The 15,780-nt window shown below is 59.9% G+C and carries 18 protein-coding genes; 10 read left to right on the top strand and 8 right to left on the bottom strand.

Annotated features, from left to right (window positions below; all coding sequences use genetic code 11):
• Positions 1-227: 227 nt before the first annotated feature.
• Positions 228-1,118, bottom strand: coding sequence for a LysR family transcriptional regulator (locus tag Q1B16_RS20315; protein WP_299793569.1), 891 nt, complete (start codon positions 1,116-1,118; stop codon positions 228-230).
• A 132-nt stretch (positions 1,119-1,250) separates the two neighbouring features.
• Between Q1B16_RS20315 and Q1B16_RS20310 the strand changes: the two genes are divergently transcribed.
• From Q1B16_RS20310 to Q1B16_RS20295, 4 genes are read left to right on the top strand one after another with little or no spacing between them, the layout of a single operon-like run.
• The gene (locus Q1B16_RS20310; protein WP_299793566.1) at positions 1,251-1,826 is read left to right on the top strand and encodes an NADPH-dependent F420 reductase; all 576 of its coding nucleotides are present in this window, start codon (positions 1,251-1,253) and stop codon (positions 1,824-1,826) included.
• A 21-nt stretch (positions 1,827-1,847) separates the two neighbouring features.
• On the top strand, positions 1,848-2,270 hold the full coding sequence (locus tag Q1B16_RS20305; protein ID WP_299793562.1) for a DoxX family protein: 423 nt from the start codon (positions 1,848-1,850) through the stop codon (positions 2,268-2,270).
• Between the two features lie 60 nt (positions 2,271-2,330).
• On the top strand, positions 2,331-3,194 hold the full coding sequence (locus Q1B16_RS20300; protein WP_299793559.1) for a VOC family protein: 864 nt from the start codon (positions 2,331-2,333) through the stop codon (positions 3,192-3,194).
• 12 nt (positions 3,195-3,206) lie between these two features.
• Positions 3,207-4,145 (top strand): glutathione S-transferase family protein, encoded by a 939-nt coding sequence (locus Q1B16_RS20295; protein ID WP_299793552.1) that lies wholly within the window; start codon positions 3,207-3,209, stop codon positions 4,143-4,145.
• A gap of 201 nt (positions 4,146-4,346) precedes the next feature.
• On the opposite strand, the gene Q1B16_RS20290 is transcribed toward Q1B16_RS20295, so the two are convergent.
• From Q1B16_RS20290 to Q1B16_RS20280, 3 genes are all read right to left on the bottom strand, one after another.
• Positions 4,347-5,462, bottom strand: a complete 1,116-nt coding sequence (locus Q1B16_RS20290) for a Fic family protein (protein ID WP_299793545.1) — start codon at positions 5,460-5,462, stop codon at positions 4,347-4,349.
• A 210-nt stretch (positions 5,463-5,672) separates the two neighbouring features.
• On the bottom strand, positions 5,673-6,272 hold the full coding sequence (locus Q1B16_RS20285) for an SMC-Scp complex subunit ScpB (RefSeq protein WP_299793539.1): 600 nt from the start codon (positions 6,270-6,272) through the stop codon (positions 5,673-5,675).
• Positions 6,269-7,222, bottom strand: a complete 954-nt coding sequence (locus Q1B16_RS20280; protein WP_299793536.1) for a DUF1403 family protein — start codon at positions 7,220-7,222, stop codon at positions 6,269-6,271. Before Q1B16_RS20280 ends, Q1B16_RS20285 begins: the two co-directional genes overlap by 4 nt.
• A 125-nt stretch (positions 7,223-7,347) precedes the next feature.
• Here Q1B16_RS20280 and Q1B16_RS20275 point away from each other — a divergent pair, with 125 nt between their 5' ends.
• The gene (locus Q1B16_RS20275) at positions 7,348-8,445 is read left to right on the top strand and encodes a tyrosine-type recombinase/integrase (protein ID WP_299793533.1); all 1,098 of its coding nucleotides are present in this window, start codon (positions 7,348-7,350) and stop codon (positions 8,443-8,445) included.
• A 6-nt stretch (positions 8,446-8,451) separates the two neighbouring features.
• Here the strand turns inward: Q1B16_RS20275 and Q1B16_RS20270 are convergent, their stop codons facing one another.
• Positions 8,452-8,787: a type II toxin-antitoxin system RelE/ParE family toxin gene (locus Q1B16_RS20270; protein WP_299793530.1), complete on the bottom strand. Its 336-nt coding sequence runs from the start codon at positions 8,785-8,787 to the stop codon at positions 8,452-8,454.
• Entirely contained in the window at positions 8,784-9,041 is a 258-nt protein-coding gene (locus Q1B16_RS20265; RefSeq protein ID WP_299793527.1) for a type II toxin-antitoxin system ParD family antitoxin, read from the bottom strand. Before Q1B16_RS20265 ends, Q1B16_RS20270 begins: the two co-directional genes overlap by 4 nt.
• A gap of 126 nt (positions 9,042-9,167) precedes the next feature.
• Here Q1B16_RS20265 and Q1B16_RS20260 point away from each other — a divergent pair, with 126 nt between their 5' ends.
• The 4 genes from Q1B16_RS20260 (at position 9,168) to repC (ending at position 13,879) form a co-directional block, all read left to right on the top strand.
• Entirely contained in the window at positions 9,168-10,076 is a 909-nt protein-coding gene (locus Q1B16_RS20260; RefSeq protein ID WP_299793524.1) for a recombinase family protein, read from the top strand.
• A gap of 342 nt (positions 10,077-10,418) precedes the next feature.
• Complete coding sequence (gene repA, locus Q1B16_RS20255; RefSeq protein ID WP_203212424.1) at positions 10,419-11,618, top strand: plasmid partitioning protein RepA; 1,200 nt, start codon at positions 10,419-10,421, stop codon at positions 11,616-11,618.
• Positions 11,618-12,586 (top strand): plasmid partitioning protein RepB, encoded by a 969-nt coding sequence (gene repB, locus Q1B16_RS20250; protein WP_299793510.1) that lies wholly within the window; start codon positions 11,618-11,620, stop codon positions 12,584-12,586. The genes repA and repB overlap by 1 nt, the downstream gene beginning before the upstream one ends.
• A 237-nt stretch (positions 12,587-12,823) precedes the next feature.
• A complete protein-coding gene (gene repC, locus Q1B16_RS20245) occupies positions 12,824-13,879 on the top strand; it encodes a plasmid replication protein RepC (protein ID WP_299793507.1) in 1,056 nt (351 codons plus the stop codon).
• Positions 13,880-14,052: 173 nt separating this feature from the next.
• On the opposite strand, the gene Q1B16_RS20240 is transcribed toward repC, so the two are convergent.
• Both Q1B16_RS20240 and Q1B16_RS20235 read right to left on the bottom strand, forming a co-directional pair.
• Positions 14,053-14,565: an RES family NAD+ phosphorylase gene (locus Q1B16_RS20240; RefSeq protein ID WP_299793505.1), complete on the bottom strand. Its 513-nt coding sequence runs from the start codon at positions 14,563-14,565 to the stop codon at positions 14,053-14,055.
• Positions 14,565-14,915, bottom strand: a complete 351-nt coding sequence (locus tag Q1B16_RS20235; protein ID WP_073037527.1) for an MbcA/ParS/Xre antitoxin family protein — start codon at positions 14,913-14,915, stop codon at positions 14,565-14,567. The genes Q1B16_RS20240 and Q1B16_RS20235 overlap by 1 nt, the downstream gene beginning before the upstream one ends.
• 468 nt (positions 14,916-15,383) lie before the next feature.
• Between Q1B16_RS20235 and Q1B16_RS20230 the strand changes: the two genes are divergently transcribed.
• Positions 15,384-15,779: a hypothetical protein gene (locus Q1B16_RS20230; RefSeq protein ID WP_299793496.1), complete on the top strand. Its 396-nt coding sequence runs from the start codon at positions 15,384-15,386 to the stop codon at positions 15,777-15,779.
• Position 15,780: the final 1 nt, after the last annotated feature.

Below are 15,780 nucleotides of genomic sequence, written 5' to 3'. Positions count from 1 at the left end.
ATCTGCAAGTAGGCTTGCGGAACGCCGATGAAATAGTATCAGCATCGCGAACACACCTGCTTCGGACGTGTTCGGAATGAGGGACAATAAGGCGGTATCATGGTCGATGTCGCGGTTCGGCCCAGACCAGACCTTCATCAGGCAGGTTATCGCTGCGTCACAACTTACCCGAAGGTGCCATTCATGTCGGTGCTATTGACCCGACCAAAATTACTTCTCTTGGCACGTCAAGGCATGGCGTGAACATCCTCAGCAGCGAAGTCGATGAGGGTTCGTATCTTTCGAGGTAAGGTCCGACCTTCGAGATAGACGACGGTAACCGGTCCCCCATCCATGTCGAAATCCTCGAGCAGTGGGACGAGGCAGTCAGTGTCCAGCATGTCGGCGATCGCGAACCGCGGCGCATAGGCAATCCCCATGCCGGCCGAGGCCAACTCGATTGCCGCCCGGGCCGAATTCACATGGAACCGGCCCCGCACCTGGGCGACGACCTCAGTGCCGTCCTTACTGAACGTCCACCTATGAGGTTGGCGTCGGTTGGTATCGACAATGCAGGCGTGCCGAGAGAGATCATCTGGTGCTCGCGGGTAGCCGTGCTCATTCACGTAGTCTGGATGCGCGACCAGTGAGCTATGAAACGTGCCGAGCTTGCGCGTCTTGAGTGAAAGCGTCTCCGACACGCCCATTCGAAACGCCAGGTCGATGCCGTCGGCGGCCAGGTCGACGTAGCGATCGTCCAGCCTCAGGTCGAACGTCAGATCCGGGTGCGCTTCGGCGAACCGGGCCAGCATGCCGGTCACGTAGACTTCGCCGAAGGTCACTGGCGCCGAGACCCGGATGATTCCGCTCAGGCCGCGCGACCCCTCCGACACCGAACCCAGGAGAGCATCGAGCTCATCGAGGATGGCTGGCGCCCGCGCGAGGAGATCCTCGCCGGCTGGCGTCAGCCCCACCTTCCGGGTCGTTCTCTGGAGCAATCGCGTGCCGAGGCGCGCCTCCAGTTCGGCCACGTATTTCGAGGTCAGGCGGTTGGAAACCCCCAGCTGCTCGGCCCCTGCGGTGAAGGAGCCGGTCCGTGCTGTGGCCACGAAAGCCTTGAGTTCATCAACGATATCCATGGGCGCCCTTTGAGAACAAAATCGCGACAGTCATTCTATAACATCGTCATTTTATGGAATATTGGGAAGCCTTACTTTCGCTTCAGTGATCAACAGGCCGCCCCGAGGGTGGCGAAGCGAAGGAGAAATGAAATGCGTATCGCAATTATCGGCAAAGGAAACGTCGGCTCCGGGCTCGCCCAGGTGCTGGGCCAGGCCGGCCACGAGGTGACCACCATCGGCCGCAACGACGACCTCTCTGCCGCCGTCTCCCGGGCGGAGCTGGTGGTCCTGGCCACGCCCTACGGCGCCGCGGCCGATTTGGCCGGCAAGGCCGACTTCACCGGCAAGGCCGTCATCGATGTCTCGAACCCGGTGACCGAGGACTTCTCGGGTCTCCAGGTCGGGCACGAGACCTCGGCCGCCGAGGAGATCGCGTCCCGGCTGGCCGGCGCGACGGTGGTGAAGGCTTTCAACACGATCTTCGCGCAGCACTACGGCACGGGCCTCAAGGTGAATGGCCAGCCGATCCAGACCTTCGTCGCCGCCGATGACGACGAAGCGCGCGAGACGGTCAAGGCGCTGGCCGCCGAGATCGGCCTCGAGCCGGTCGATGCCGGCCCGCTCGCCAACGCCCGCTACCTCGAGCCCATCGGCTTCCTGAACATCCAGTTCGGCTACGTCTTCGGTCACGGCACCGGGATCGCGCCGCGCTGGCAGTTTTCCTGACACCGCCACGGAGCATCTGACATGACCACGCAAACCAATACCGACTACGCCGCCGCAGCCCTTCGCATCTCGACCGGCGTCCTGTTCCTCGCTCACGGCTGGATGAAGGTGAGCACCTTCACGATCCCCGGCACCGTCGCCTTCTTCGAAAGCCTCGGCCTGCCCGGCGCGCTCGCCTACTTCACGATCATCGCAGAGCTGGCGGGCGGTATCGCCCTGATCCTCGGCCTCGGCACCCGCCTCGTCTCCATCGCGCTGATCCCCCTCCTCCTGGGCGCGACCTGGGCGCATTCCGGCTTCGGCTGGAGCTTCTCGAACGAAGGGGGCGGCTGGGAATACCCGCTGTTCTGGGCGGTCGTGCAAGGCGTCGTTGCCGTACTGGGGCGCGGAGCCTTCGCGCTGCGCGTGCCGGAGCTCGACCGTCGACTTGGCCAGTTCGCCTGACCTCCCCTGCAGGCCGCGGGGACCCTCCCGCGGCCGCGCTCTTTCCCAAGGAGATCCTCCATGACCATTGCCAACGACGACTTCGACATGCATGCGGCACCGCTGCGCATCGGGACGGGCCGGCTCAAGGTGCGTGATCTCGATGCGGTCTCCACCTTCTACCAGAGCGTGCTCGGGCTCAGCCCGGTCTCGACCGGCGACCATCGCGTCACTCTTGGCGCCGCCGGCACGCCACTTCTGGAACTCGAGGGCGACCCGAGACTCTCCCCGCTCGATCCGCGGCAGGCCGGTCTGTTTCACACCGCGTTCCTGATGCCGACCCGATCCGACCTCGCGCGCTGGGTCGCTCACGCCGCCGAGGCGCGCGTGCCGCTCCATGGGGCCTCGGATCATATCGTCAGCGAGGCGCTCTACCTCGCCGATCCCGAGGGTAACGGCATCGAGGTCTATGCCGACCGCCCGGTCTCGGCCTGGCACGGCGAGAGCGGCGAGATCCGGATGAGCACCGACCCGCTGGTCCTGCAGAACCTGCTGCAAAGCGCCGAAGGCACAGAATGGTCAGGCTTCCCCGACAACGGCAGCATCGGCCATGTCCATCTGCAGGTGGGCGACACGGGCGAGGCCGATAGCTTTTACCGCGACGTGCTCGGCCTCGATATCGCGGCGCGCTATCCGGGCGCCAGCTTCTACGGCAGCGGCGGCTACCACCACCAGCTTGCCGGCAATGTCTGGAACAGCCGCCGGGCGGGCAAACGCCCCGAAGGCATGGCGGGCCTCGATGCCGTCGAGATTGTCGTCCGGAACGCGCAAGACCTCGCGGCCATTGCCGTACGCGCCGAAAGCGCCGGTATTGCCGGCATCACGAACAAGGACGGCCTGACCCTACACGACCCCTGGGGCACCGCCATCACGCTCAGGACCTGAGGAGAGACGACCATGCTTCGAGACGGAAAATGGGTTGCCGACTGGCAGCCGGTCCAGGCCAAGGACGAAAAGGGCGGCTTCGTCCGCCAGACCTCCAGCTTCCGCAACTGGGTCACACCTGACGGCAGCGCCGGGCCGACCGGCGAGGGCGGCTTCAAGGCCGAGCCGGACCGCTACCACCTCTATGTGGCGCTGATCTGCCCTTGGGCGTCCCGGACGCTGATCGCCCGCAAGCTGAAGGGGCTCGAGGACGTGATCTCGATCTCCGTCGTCGAGCCGGAACTCTCCGACCAGGGCTGGCGCTTCGGCGATCCGACCGAGGCCGAGGGCGCGTCCTACATGCAAGAAATCTACACCCGGGCCGACCCGACGATCTCGGGCCGAGCCACGGTGCCGGTGCTCTGGGACAAGAAGCGCGGGACCATCGTGAATAACGAGTCCGCCGATATCCTGCGGATGCTGAACTCTGGTTTCGTAGATCTGGCCGACCATAGCATCGATCTCTATCCGGCGGACCTCCGCGAGGAGATCGACGTGCTCAACGACCGCATCTATCCGAGCTTGAGCAATGGCGTTTACCGCGCGGGCTTCGCCACCACGCAGGTCGCCTACGAGGAAGCATTCCGCGAGGTTTTCGCAATGCTCAATGAACTCGAGGAGCGCCTCGGTGACGGTCGCGGGTTCCTTTTGGGAGGTCGCTTCACCGAGGCCGATGTGCGACTCTTCGTGACGCTGGTGCGCTTCGACGTGGCTTATCACGGCCTCTTCAAGTGCAACCTGCGCCGCATCGCGGATTACCCTGCCCTAAGCCGCTACCAGGCCCGTATCCTCGCTGTCCCCGGGGTGCGCGATACGGTCCGCATTGACCACATCAAGCGCGGCTACTACTCGATCAAGGCGCTGAACCCCACCGGCATCGTGCCTCTCGGGCCGGAATGCTCCGTCGGCTGAGGGCTTCGGTCGGCCATCAGGATTCAGCCCCCTGGCGCGGGCGGGGGGCGCCAGCCCCGCCGGACACTGATCACTCGAATCGCGAAGGCCGCAATGAGATCGGCTACGGCAATCCGGGAATGTCCGCTATTAGATCACCGACGGCGTCGTATCGCACTTGCAGCAAAGGTCAGCTCTCCGCCCTTCCCTGCCGACGATGCACTATTCGCCCATCTCCTCAAGCTTGAGCCAGTACCGCGTGTATCGGCGTTCGCCGGTGCGCGTCAGGGCACCGTTCTCGACAAGCTCCTGGAGATCCCTTGTTGCCGTCGCGCGGGAAGTCCCCGTGATCGAAATATAGTTCTCCGCGCTCAGCCCACCTTTGAACCCATCCGGCCCTTCCCGGAACATCCGCTCGATCACCTTGGCCTGTCTTTCGTTCAGCGCGTCGCGATGCCGGTCATAGAAATGCGCCTTGGCAATGAAGAAGCCCACGCGGTCGAGGGTAACTTGCTGCGCTTCGAGAACGGCCTCTGCAAACCAGACCAGCCAAGGAGTGACATCCAGCGTCTTCTGGTGCCGCTCAAGCTGATCGTAGTAGTCCTTCCGTTTTCGCTCGATGGTGAAGGCCAGCGCGATGAGGCTCGGTTGCCCAATGTTCTGAGCCAGGGATTTTTCGGCCAGGGCCCGGCCCAGGCGACCATTCCCATCCTCAAACGGGTGGACACTTTCGAAGTAAAGGTGACTGAGACCGGCGCGCGTCAATGCTGGCAAGGGCTCTTCGTCATCTGGCGCTGTCCGATTGAACCAGTCGACATATCGGTTCATCTCTTCCGGCACCTGGGCAGATGGCGGGGCCTCAAAATGTATGACCGGGCGATCAAGACGCCCCGAGACGATCTGCATGGCATCCTCGTGCTGCCAGTATGACCCGATGGCCTCCAGACGCTTGTCGAAGGCAAGAAGCATCTCATGCCACCGAAACAGGGTTTCGTGCGTAAGGGGCTCGGCATAGGTCGAGTAAACGTCAACCATCATCTCAGCCACACCTTGCTCTCGGGGTTTGTTCGGATAGTTGTCCGGTTCCAATCCAAGGTGGCGGCGAAGAGAGGATTGCACACTGCGCCGATCCAGCATCTCGCCCTCGATGGCACTGGTCTTCATTGCTTCATCGCTCAGCAGGTCGATGCGGAGTTGATCACGCTCGGACGGGTTCACATGGTGGACAGCCCCCAAGACCTCGCCCGACGACATCAGGAAACGCTGCTCAAGCGGTGCCAGTGCGGCCTCGTCATACTGGAAATCCGGCCAACCCGGTACCTGCCAGTTCCATGCCATGAGTTATAGAACTCCTTTCTATAACTCACATATAGAAGATTTTTGAGTTATAGAAGTCAATTCTATGCCTCACAGCGCACAACGCCGTGTTGCACTCTGATACCCGTGGACTTGCGCTCCGGACAAGTCGCCGACTGTTTGAGAGTCAAAGCCCGGCCGATTGAAAGCGGGCGACGTTAAGTGTCCGAAGTTTACTGCATATTTCGGACATCAAGGCTTCGATAGCTCAAGCTCCGGGAGGTCCCGCAGGCTCTGCAGGTCGAAGGTCACTAGAAACGTATCTGTCGTCACGAAGGTATGCGGCGCCCCCGGCCGCGGCGACCGCGGACCATTTGCGATCAGCTCCTTGTGGCGCAGCCGGCCCAACAGATCGCGGCTGACCTCCTTGCCGAAGATGTCTGCAAGGCCGGCGCGGTCGATGGGCTGATGATAGGCGATGGCGCAAAGCACGCCCATCTCCATCTCGGTGAAGGCCAGCGACTGATCGCCCAGGTCGGCAGCGGCCTGAATGGCGTCAGCAAACTGCGTCTTGGTCCGGAACATCCATCCACCCGGTACCTGAGCCAGTTCGTAAGGACGGCCGGTCAACTCGGCCCGGATATCGTCGATCAACATCTCCACCGAGGCCCCCTGCCCCACCACGCGTGCCAGGTCGTCGCGGCCGACCGGTGACGCGCTGGCGAAGAGCACCGCCTCGATCCGCACCATCCACTCCCGCCAGCGTAGCTCTTGCGGAAGATCGTCTAACTCCCGATCGAAGACGGCGCCGCCCTCCTCCGCGGATTTCCGTTTCCGGGTCGCGACTGTCATGGCGCGATCCCGTAGAACCGGAACGTCGGCCGTCCGGTTAGCTCTTGTGCGACACCCAACTCGACCAACCGGTCGCAGAACCGCCGCGCCGCCCGATCGGTCATGGGAATGTTGGTTCCTCGAATGCGCGGCGACAGCATGGACGACGGGGCCACGGCATCCTCGGTCAGGAACAGGTCGACCGCTGCGTCCGATCCTTTCGCTCTCAGCTTGGGGGCGACACTGCGAAGGGCGGTGGCGCGGCGGGCGACGTCCGTTGCCAACTGGATCGTCTCTTGGATGCACTCGAGGATTCGTACCTGAACAGCCAGCTCGGCCCCCTCCCTTTCTGCGGTCAGCTCCCGCAGCGCCGTCTTTGTGAGGTGCTGTGCCGAAACCGGCAGCACGAATTTCCAGTTCAGCGTCCGCGCCAGGACAACATCTGAGAACAGGCAGGCGACCCGCTCCGCCCGGTCGTCGACCTCGAGCACGGCACGTAGGACGGCGACGCAGCCCACCAGCGGCCCATCGGTCCGGGACCGCTTCATTCCCGCATCGAGCCAGACTCCTACGAAGCTCGCGAATTCCGCTCCAACTAAATCGGCGATTGCACCGACCCCACCGGAACGCAACCGACCGGCCGCGCGCCAGAAGGCCAGCAGATCGCCATCGGGCCCCCGCGCCTCACCGGGCGGCGTTAGGTGGTAGGCATCCCGGATATCCGCCTCCCGCGCCAGCCGTCCTTCCAGTTTTGAGGTGGCGGTTGCCGCGCTCAGCGCCAGCCGATTGGCCAGCAGCCTCACCGGCACACCATGCCGCGGATCGGAAACCAACTGATCGAGCACCGTGAGAGCCGCCCCCAACCGAAAGGCCACAGTTTCAAGGGTTTCTGCCCGTGCTGAGGTGACCCATCCCGGAAGCTGCGGTAGGGTAGTCAGGTCGTTCGAGATGGTGGCGGGCTGATATGTCATGCCACAACACTAGTCTCTCACGGCGCTTTCGTCCACAATATGATGTAGAAACCGCCCCGCTTCGCTGATCTTCGCTGTGTCCAATAAGTTTGCATTATCGGACATAAAAAAGTATGCTGGGAGACATGCCAGAAAACCACGAAAAATCGCACTCGGAGCTACCAAACGGCCCCTCACCCAACGAAGATGACGAGAGAGATCCGTCTGCCAGCGATGCTCTGACACTCCCTTCGTTTGTTGCCGGCTCCGGCAGGCTGGATCGGCTGGTCGACACCGCACGGGATTACGCAAGACAATCGGCCTCGGAGAACACGTTGAAGGCCTATGCGAAGGACTGGGCGCATTTCACGCGCTGGTGTCGGCTGAAGGGGACAGAGCCCCTGCCTCCTTCGCCCGAGATGATCGGGCTGTATCTCGCCGATCTGGCCTCCAGGTCCGGCCCCTCCCCTGCCCTATCGGTCAGCACCATCGACCGGCGCCTCTCGGGTCTCGCCTGGAACTACGCACAACGCGGCTTTTCGCTTGATCGCAAGAACCGTCATATCGCCACGGTTCTGGCCGGGATCAAGCGCAAGCACGCACGCCCTCCCGAGCAGAAAGAAGCGATCCTGCCGGAAGACATCCTCGCTATGGTGGCCACCCTGCCCTTCGACCTGCGCGGGCTGCGAGATCGGGCGATCCTACTGATTGGCTATGCCGGGGGTCTGCGCCGTTCGGAAATCGTCAGCCTCGACGTTCACAAGGATGACACACCGGATTCTGGCGGCTGGATCGAAATCTTCGACATGGGTGCCCTGCTCACCCTCAATGCCAAGACTGGCTGGCGCGAAGTCGAGATTGGCCGCGGCTCCAGGGACCAGACCTGCCCCGTGCACGCGCTCGAGCAATGGCTACACTTTGCGAAGATCGACTTCGGTCCGGTCTTCGTCGGCACCTCGCGCGATGGCAAGCGCGCCCTCGATGCACGGCTCAACGACAAGCATGTCGCTCGGCTGATCAAGCGCACCGTCCTTGACGCCGGCATCCGGTCGGACCTGCCTGAGAAAGACCGCCTCGCCCTCTTCTCTGGTCACTCACTGCGCGCCGGCCTCGCCAGTTCGGCCGAGATCGATGAACGCTATGTCCAAAAGCAGCTAGGCCATGCCTCCGCCGAGATGACTCGCCGCTACCAGCGCCGCCGCGACCGGTTCCGGGTGAACCTGACCAAGGCCGCGGGCCTTTGAATAAGTTCAACTGTCATTGAGTCTGAGTGCTGTCAGAGCCGCAATGTGACGCGGCAGATCGCTGCGGGAATGCAGGATATCGGCAATGATGACCTCCTCAGGCCGATCCAGGAATACCAGAAAATGCTCCCCTGCCCTCAAGTATCTGAGGTCTGCAGCGTCATCGACTAGAATTGAACAGCTTCGGCTATGTGCCTGGCCATTCACGATAGCATCACAACGGGAAAGGAGTTCCGCCTCGTAGATATCCGCCTGACCCGGTCCGAAGGTCTCGATGGTCCAGAGGGCGATCTCAACGAGGCTTTCTTCTGCACGACGTGTCAGTCGAAAAGATCGACTCATGACGTTGTCCGTGCCCTCGCAAAGGCCCGGCGAACCGCATCCGCCCCACTCCCTTCGGCCAAGTCACGGCGTTCTGCCTGCTGAAGACCTTCCAAAAGGCCGCTCCGAATGCCGACTAGTTGAGCCTCTTCCTGCTCAAGCAATCTCAGCCCCGCGCGCAGAGCCTCGCTCACATTCTGATAGCGGCCGGACGCGACCAGAGCCTGAACCAGCTGGTCCTGGGTTTCAGTCAGAACAACGTTGCGTGTCACCATGGAATACATCTCCTTATTGGCAATATATGCCAATGCGAGGTTTCGGTCAATGTTGGGGAGCCTTAACCCGCCGTCGCCAAACGGTCGTTTATTGGTGATACATAAAATTGCAAACGGCCCGTTTTCATGCCCCTGATAGGCTACGCCCGTGTTTCCACAGAGGATCAGACCCCCCTGCCCCAGTCCGAGGCGCTGCAATCGGCGGGCTGTGCCGAGATCTTTGAAGAGCACGCCTCAGGCGGCAATCGCGCGCGACCGGTGCTGGCACGCGTGCTCGAACGCGTCCAGAGCGGCGATACGCTGGTCGTTGTGCGGATCGACCGGCTTGCGCGATCTCTGTCACACTTGCTGGAGGTGATCGAACGTCTGGAGGCCAAGGGAGCTTTCTTCCGCTCGCTGCAGGACCCCATCGACACCGCCTCCCCTCAAGGAAAATTCACATTGCAGGTTCTGGGCGCCGCGGCGGAGTTCGAACGCGCGCTGATACGTGAGCGCACGAAGGCCGGGCTTGTCTCTGCGCGCGCCAAGGGCCGCGTTGGTGGCAATCCTGGGCTGCGCGCCAAGGATCCCGCTGCGCTGCGCAAGGTGCGGCTGGCGCGACAGGACGGCTATATGGAGCGCTTGAACGAAACTGCGCAGGATTGGGTGCCCCATGTGCGCCGTTTGCGCCCCGATATGGCTTGGGAGGACGTCCTGCGGATCATCAATGGCCCCCTGCCCCCAGATCGCCATTGGACACAAAGCCGACTGCTCCGTGCCGTGAAGGCCTATGTTCGCGACGGGTTCCTGCCCGATGCAGTGCTTGGCCGCGCCGGACGGCGCGAGACCGATGACCGCCTGCCGGCCATCGTGGCGGCCATCAAAGGGTCGGACCCGGATATCACGCTACAAGCGATCTGCGACCAGTTGGAATCCATGCGTGAGCGCACCCCTCGAGGCCGCACCAGCTGGCAACCGTCCTCCGTCAGGATGCTGTTGGAACGAGCGGAGCGACTTGGTCTAATTTCATCAGAATCGGCTCACTCCCGACTGTAGCTAGCAGGGACTCATCCAACTGAATCTATCGCTCCAGACGCCGTCAGAAGGTCGATTGTGCTATTGGTCGCATGGGTTTAGCTGAAATCATCCAAACAATTCGGATTGGTAGCTTGAAGCGCGATCACGTTGACTTAATGCAATAAAATCAAACGTTTGAGGCTATCCTGATGCGACTGAACGTATTGGTGCTGTGGATAACTTTCACACTACATCTAGATTCCTCTTGCCGGACTCACTGGATCGTGGCATTCCCATTCTGACGGCAAAACGCGTCAGATACGCTGTACACCGTCAGAATGACCAAGAGCCTCAACAGAGGCCGAGAGTGGGCGGCAGGATATGGATGATCGTAACGTTGGATACGCGCAAGGCATAGGCTCTTCCGACATCGGAGCATTTGCCGACAATCTGGCTGAGTCTTTGGATCGCCAGATGAAGATCGCTTTCGAGCCCGAAGAACGAAAGTCCCTGCGTCGATTCAGTTCTACCGAGGTCGCCAGCCTCCTGCGCGTGAGCACATCTAACCTGCGCAACCGGCACAAGGACGGCAGCTTCCCGGAAGTGCATACAGACAACCGCGGACACCGGTTCTACACAGCCCAAGAGATTGATGAGTTGCGCGATATTCTGGGGCGCACTGGAAAGAACGCAGAAAACTACCGCCCTGGTCGACGTGAGGGCGATCGTCTCCAGGTGATATCTGTCGTCAATTTCAAAGGCGGATCGTCAAAAACGACAGCAACGATACATCTTGCACAACGGTATGCCTTGCGAGGCTACCGAGTATTGGTTTTGGATCTCGATCCGCAGGCAAGTCTGACCACCTTTTTCGGCTTTCGGCCCGAGCTCGAGTTCGCCGAAGGCGGCACAATCTATGATGCCCTGAGATATGAGGAGCAAGTTCCGCTCTCAGCCGTCGTCCAAAAAACCTACTTCCATAAGCTCGATATGGTCCCAGCGGGTCTAATGCTCTCGGAATACGAAACCGAGACGGCAAACGCCCTTGCTCGCCGGGTGCAGCCCATATTTGCGGAGCGTCTCGCCCTAGCGCTTGAGGAAGTAGAGGCGAATTACGACATCGTCCTAATCGACTGCCCACCTCAACTTGGTTTTTTGACCCTTACGGCGTTGGCAGCCTCGACGGGGCTTTTGGTAACCGTGGTACCCGGCATGCTCGACATCGCTTCCATGAGCCAGTTCCTGAAACTTGCTTCGGAAACGGTCAAGGCCGTGGAAGAAGCCATTGGCCGGCGCGTTACCTGGGACTTCGTAAAGTTCTTGATCACGAGATACGAACCGTCGGACGGGCCCCAGACGCAAATGGCGGGCTACTTGAGATCGATCTTGGCCGGACAAGTCATGACTGAACCAATGTTAAAATCTACGGCAATCTCGGACGCTGGTATGACCCAGCAAACCGTCTACGAAGTTGATCCTAGCCAATTCATCAGAAAAACGATTGATCGCGCTTTGACCAGCGTGAACGGCGTTGGCGATGAGTTGGAACAGACAATCCAAATGGCATGGGGGCGTCGCTGATGGCCCGAAACATCTTCAATCAGCCACCAAAGGAAGAGAAGGAGAGCGCGGCCCCCTCCCCTACCCCATCAAAGGCAGCAAAACTGCCAGGTTCTGTTGGCGGATTGCGCGACTCTTTGCGCGAGATTACCGCGAATTCGATCCGTGACATCGACCCCGACCAGATTGATATGGATGGCCTGCGCGATCGGTTGGTGCTGGAGGATTCCAGCATTGATGAGTTGGCCGAAAGCATTCGCAAGCATGGGCAACAAGTACCAATTATGGTCCGTCCGTCAGCGCAACCGGACAGATACCGCATCATCTACGGACGACGCAGGCTTGCAGCGATCCGCATGGTCGGCGGAACGGTCAAGGCGATCGTTCGGACCTTGGATGACGACGCTTCTCTGATAGCACAGGGCCAAGAGAACAACCTCCGACTAGACCCGTCTTTTATTGAGAAATCTATTTTTATCAAAGAGATGCAGGAATCAGGTTACAAGCCAAACGTCATCCAGGATGCTCTCGGCTTGACACGGCAGGGCGTGTCCAACCATCGCGTCGTCATAGAGCAACTGCCAGAAGGGCTTGTACAGCTGATAGGGCCGGCACATGGCATCGGACGACGGCAATGGGGTGACCTGGCTGCTTTCTCGAAAAAGATAGATCTGGTGAACACGGCCAAAGAGGTGATTGCCGCCCTGCCCGACGACACTCCAAGCGCGGAAAAGTTTCAGGCAGTCTACTCGGCTTGCTCGAACAAGGCACGTAGCGACAAGAAGCAAGCCAACGGTAGCCTAACGTCCGTCGTCAAAGATGCGGACGGTAGCTCTGTGGGAACGCTGACAATCGATCAGAAAACGATCGCCATCAAGATCGCCAAGAAAGACAACCCAGAATTCGGCCAATGGATCGAAGAGCGCGCGGAGGCAGCGCTTTTGAAGCTCTTCGAACAGTGGCGGAATGAGAGCGGCTCTGGGTCCTAGCCCAAGCCACACAGAGTAACGCGAGCAGAGGAGAAAAGCGAAGGCCAGAAGAAAAGAGCCCCCCAAAGTTTCCCCTGGAGAGCCCTCATCATTCGATTAGCACTCATGATGTAGCAACCTCCAGCAAACCGGTCAAGAGTCACCGATTCGGTGGACGGATTTTTATTGCCTTCTCCTGAGCGAAATCTCGGGAAGAGACTGGGAAGCTGTAGGCCGAACGGTCGTCGTGAACAAACCATGGCATTTACAAAACTATCGATCAGAACCGCTGGTGCTGATGCATCACGCGGCTCAACTTCTGCGGATGAAACCGACATCTGGACCATCTTCAGGGCACTTAGAGATGCACGTTGCGTATTCGGTCTGCGTCCTGGCCATATCCAAACACTTCAAGCCATGCTCAGTTTCTTGAAGCCCGGCCATGGCGAAACGGTTTTCGCGTCCAACGACTCCATTTGCCAGCGCGTCGGCGGAATCGACGAACGGACACTCCGCAGACACATCAACCGCTTCGTCGAACTCGGTTTCATCAAGCGCAATGACAGCTCGAACCGAAAGCGCTACCGCGTTCGCTCGTCCGGCGGGGAGTGCATCAGTTATGGACTGTCTCTAACCCCCCTCCTCCAACGTGCGAGCGAGCTTATCGCCATCGCACATGAGATGGAAAATAACCGGCGGGATCGGATATTTGTCCGCAAACAGATCCTTACAAAGCTCGCCCATCTGGAAGAGCATGATCCCAACAACACATTCATCAACCACGCACGGAAAGCTCTACGCAGGAAGCTGAGCCTCCCTGAATACCACGCGCTGCTCGCAGACACAGACAGAGAATGCCAGAGTTTGCATACCCCAGATGACCCGCCAGAAACTATGGAATTGCCCGCCAATGACGGACAAACTGTCCGGCACCAATCTAAGTCTGAAGAAGAAAAGAAAGATTTAGATAGCAACATAGACAATGAAGCTCTGAAACCAGACTTGCTGACGTCAGTTTGCGATCAAGCTACATCATTCTCCACAGAGAGGCTTAGAAACTGGTTGGACATTGAAAACCATGCTCGAACACTTGCACCCATGATGGGCATTCACCCAGAAACATTCGAGAAAGCCAAGGAAGCTGTAGGAGCTCAGAAAGCGTCATGCGCGATCTTCATCATGCTGCAGCTTGGAAAACGCATCAGGGACTTTGGAGCGTATTTTCACAGTATCACCTTGGGCCAACGTCAAGCCCAGTTTGATCCAATGGCTTTGATCACGCGTCTGTCCAAAACTTCTATGCAAACCGCCTAGTGTCCACCGCGGTGGACTTCTGCCCGGTAACTATTCCCATGATGCACCGTCTCTCCAAGTGCATCAAAGCCACCGAGCCAAACCCGCTAGGTCGATACCGTGTGGTCAGACCGGTTGCCTTAGGCCAACCGAAGTCCACCGCGGTGGACAAATGAAAGACCAATTCTCACAGCTCACATGCGTGACAGCCGCTCTTCGTCATCCACCACTTCCAAAGAACCGGTATTGTCAGTCCAGGCCCACAAAACGATGTTCAAGTCCGATGATGACGCGCCCTTCGCAAAACTCTGGATTAGAAGCCCCGCAAACCGATCCGCTATGAGGGCGCGTGCTAAATCCTGTGTCGGCACCAGTAGGCCATCGAGCATCTTCATGCGCCATGCAGGGTCGGCAAGCATCGCCTCGGTCGCGTTATACCGGTCAAGTCCATCCTGATCGCGGGTATCGAAAATAGGCCCAAGGTCGGCCTTGTAGGACACCAGGATCGTGGGTTGCAGGCTGCCGACCTGGTTGGCTTCTCTAAGAGCGGTCGCGGGATCCAGCGAGGTGTAGAGGGCAGGGGTGCCCTTGGCATTAAAGCGCCCTCCACAAAGTTCAGCGCCTCGTCCGGACAGAGGTTCACGCGCATAGACCGGGTTCAGTGCACGATAGAGTGGTCCTGTATAGCGCCCATCTTTCAGCGGCATCAGGCAAAGACGCCCGCATCGACCGCGTCGATGTATTCCAGAACTTGCTGAGCTTTGCCTTCCTGAACCAGCTGCATGGCTGTCCGGCCATCAAAGCCGGGCAGGGGCTCTGACCGGTACCATGCATAGGCCATCAGTTCCGAGCCGAAGCGGGGTTCGACCTTGTTCAGCACCTCTACCAATTCGCGCAGGCGGCGCTGCGTCTTGTCCGAACCGATGCGGGCTCGCCTCTGCAACGCGTCTTTGCCCAAGCCGACGGTCAATGCGATCTCTTCTGCTGATGTGCGCAACGCTGCGGCGATCTTGCGCGGTTCGAATTGCCCGGCTTCAGCAAAGTTCGTGATGTGCATGATCTATGCTCCTGCAGTGATACTGACGGTATATAGCGGCAATATTGCTGAAATTCAAGCTGTCAGGAGGTGCTGTGACTTCGTTTCCCATGCTCTTCCGAAACGCTGCATTGCTCTGAACGTCGGAAATCCTGATTTTCGGGTCTGAGAAGTTGCATTAGGAGCGTTCCTTGCCGATCGAGAAAATCGGATAAGTTATTGATAATATAACAAAGACTGTGGCAGTCGGATAGGGGTTGCAGATATGGCTTGCCAATCTTGGACCGGAACCGGCACTTACTGCATGCAGTCACTGGGATCTGCGGTGGTTTCGGACCCTCGGTAGTTACCAGTTACCCGGGACCAGTTGGCTGGTGAAAAGGGAAAGTGGACTTCGGGTTTTGTGACTGACGGATGAGGGCCCTTGGGGGTCCCTCGGACGGGTCCGGGCCGGGTTCCGGTCTGCCGTTCCTGATGAAGGGCATTCCCATGCAAACAGGTGTCTTGCGCGTGCTCCGCGCAACCGCAGCCTCTTGGTGGCGGCATAGAGAGCTGCGCCGGACTGGTCAGACGGCGCTGGCACAACGGCTCGAACGCCAGATCGTCCTGCGTGATCTCGGCTGGACCACCGTCTCGAGTTTCGCGCCGATCGAGCGCTTTCCGTTGGCCGCTCTTGCGGTCGCACGAGGGACGCCCTTCATCGATCTCCGACCCGTCACCGATGTCATCGCCTTTGCGAACCTGCCGCGGGTGGCGCAGGACGGATCTGTGGACCCTGACCCTTGCGGTCCTGGCAGGTCCGTCTCGCTGACCACCTACATCGACATGGTCGTAAAGCTCGGTGCCAGCATCACCAACGATCCGCGGTCCCGTCAGTCAATCTGAT

The organism is uncultured Marivita sp., from assembly GCF_947488135.1.
Lineage (GTDB): Bacteria > Pseudomonadota > Alphaproteobacteria > Rhodobacterales > Rhodobacteraceae > Marivita.
Note: the sequence above shows the minus strand (reverse complement) of the source record. Positions and strands in the feature narration are given on the sequence as shown.

What these genes read in the sequence shown, in the direction of transcription:
- repB (WP_299793510.1), top strand. Translation starts at nt 11,618, where the DNA reads ATGGCCCGAAACATCTTCAATCAGCCACCAAAGGAAGAGAAGGAGAGC.
- Q1B16_RS20235 (WP_073037527.1), bottom strand. Translation starts at nt 14,915, where the DNA reads ATGCACATCACGAACTTTGCTGAAGCCGGGCAATTCGAACCGCGCAAG.
- Q1B16_RS20290 (WP_299793545.1), bottom strand. Translation starts at nt 5,462, where the DNA reads ATGGCATGGAACTGGCAGGTACCGGGTTGGCCGGATTTCCAGTATGAC.
- Q1B16_RS20315 (WP_299793569.1), bottom strand. Translation starts at nt 1,118, where the DNA reads ATGGATATCGTTGATGAACTCAAGGCTTTCGTGGCCACAGCACGGACC.
- Q1B16_RS20275 (WP_299793533.1), top strand. Translation starts at nt 7,348, where the DNA reads ATGCCAGAAAACCACGAAAAATCGCACTCGGAGCTACCAAACGGCCCC.
- repC (WP_299793507.1), top strand. Translation starts at nt 12,824, where the DNA reads ATGGCATTTACAAAACTATCGATCAGAACCGCTGGTGCTGATGCATCA.
- Q1B16_RS20280 (WP_299793536.1), bottom strand. Translation starts at nt 7,222, where the DNA reads ATGACATATCAGCCCGCCACCATCTCGAACGACCTGACTACCCTACCG.
- Q1B16_RS20230 (WP_299793496.1), top strand. Translation starts at nt 15,384, where the DNA reads ATGCAAACAGGTGTCTTGCGCGTGCTCCGCGCAACCGCAGCCTCTTGG.
- Q1B16_RS20270 (WP_299793530.1), bottom strand. Translation starts at nt 8,787, where the DNA reads ATGAGTCGATCTTTTCGACTGACACGTCGTGCAGAAGAAAGCCTCGTT.
- repA (WP_203212424.1), top strand. Translation starts at nt 10,419, where the DNA reads ATGGATGATCGTAACGTTGGATACGCGCAAGGCATAGGCTCTTCCGAC.
- Q1B16_RS20260 (WP_299793524.1), top strand. Translation starts at nt 9,168, where the DNA reads ATGCCCCTGATAGGCTACGCCCGTGTTTCCACAGAGGATCAGACCCCC.
- Q1B16_RS20295 (WP_299793552.1), top strand. Translation starts at nt 3,207, where the DNA reads ATGCTTCGAGACGGAAAATGGGTTGCCGACTGGCAGCCGGTCCAGGCC.
- Q1B16_RS20310 (WP_299793566.1), top strand. Translation starts at nt 1,251, where the DNA reads ATGCGTATCGCAATTATCGGCAAAGGAAACGTCGGCTCCGGGCTCGCC.
- Q1B16_RS20285 (WP_299793539.1), bottom strand. Translation starts at nt 6,272, where the DNA reads ATGACAGTCGCGACCCGGAAACGGAAATCCGCGGAGGAGGGCGGCGCC.
- Q1B16_RS20240 (WP_299793505.1), bottom strand. Translation starts at nt 14,565, where the DNA reads ATGCCGCTGAAAGATGGGCGCTATACAGGACCACTCTATCGTGCACTG.
- Q1B16_RS20305 (WP_299793562.1), top strand. Translation starts at nt 1,848, where the DNA reads ATGACCACGCAAACCAATACCGACTACGCCGCCGCAGCCCTTCGCATC.
- Q1B16_RS20265 (WP_299793527.1), bottom strand. Translation starts at nt 9,041, where the DNA reads ATGGTGACACGCAACGTTGTTCTGACTGAAACCCAGGACCAGCTGGTT.
- Q1B16_RS20300 (WP_299793559.1), top strand. Translation starts at nt 2,331, where the DNA reads ATGACCATTGCCAACGACGACTTCGACATGCATGCGGCACCGCTGCGC.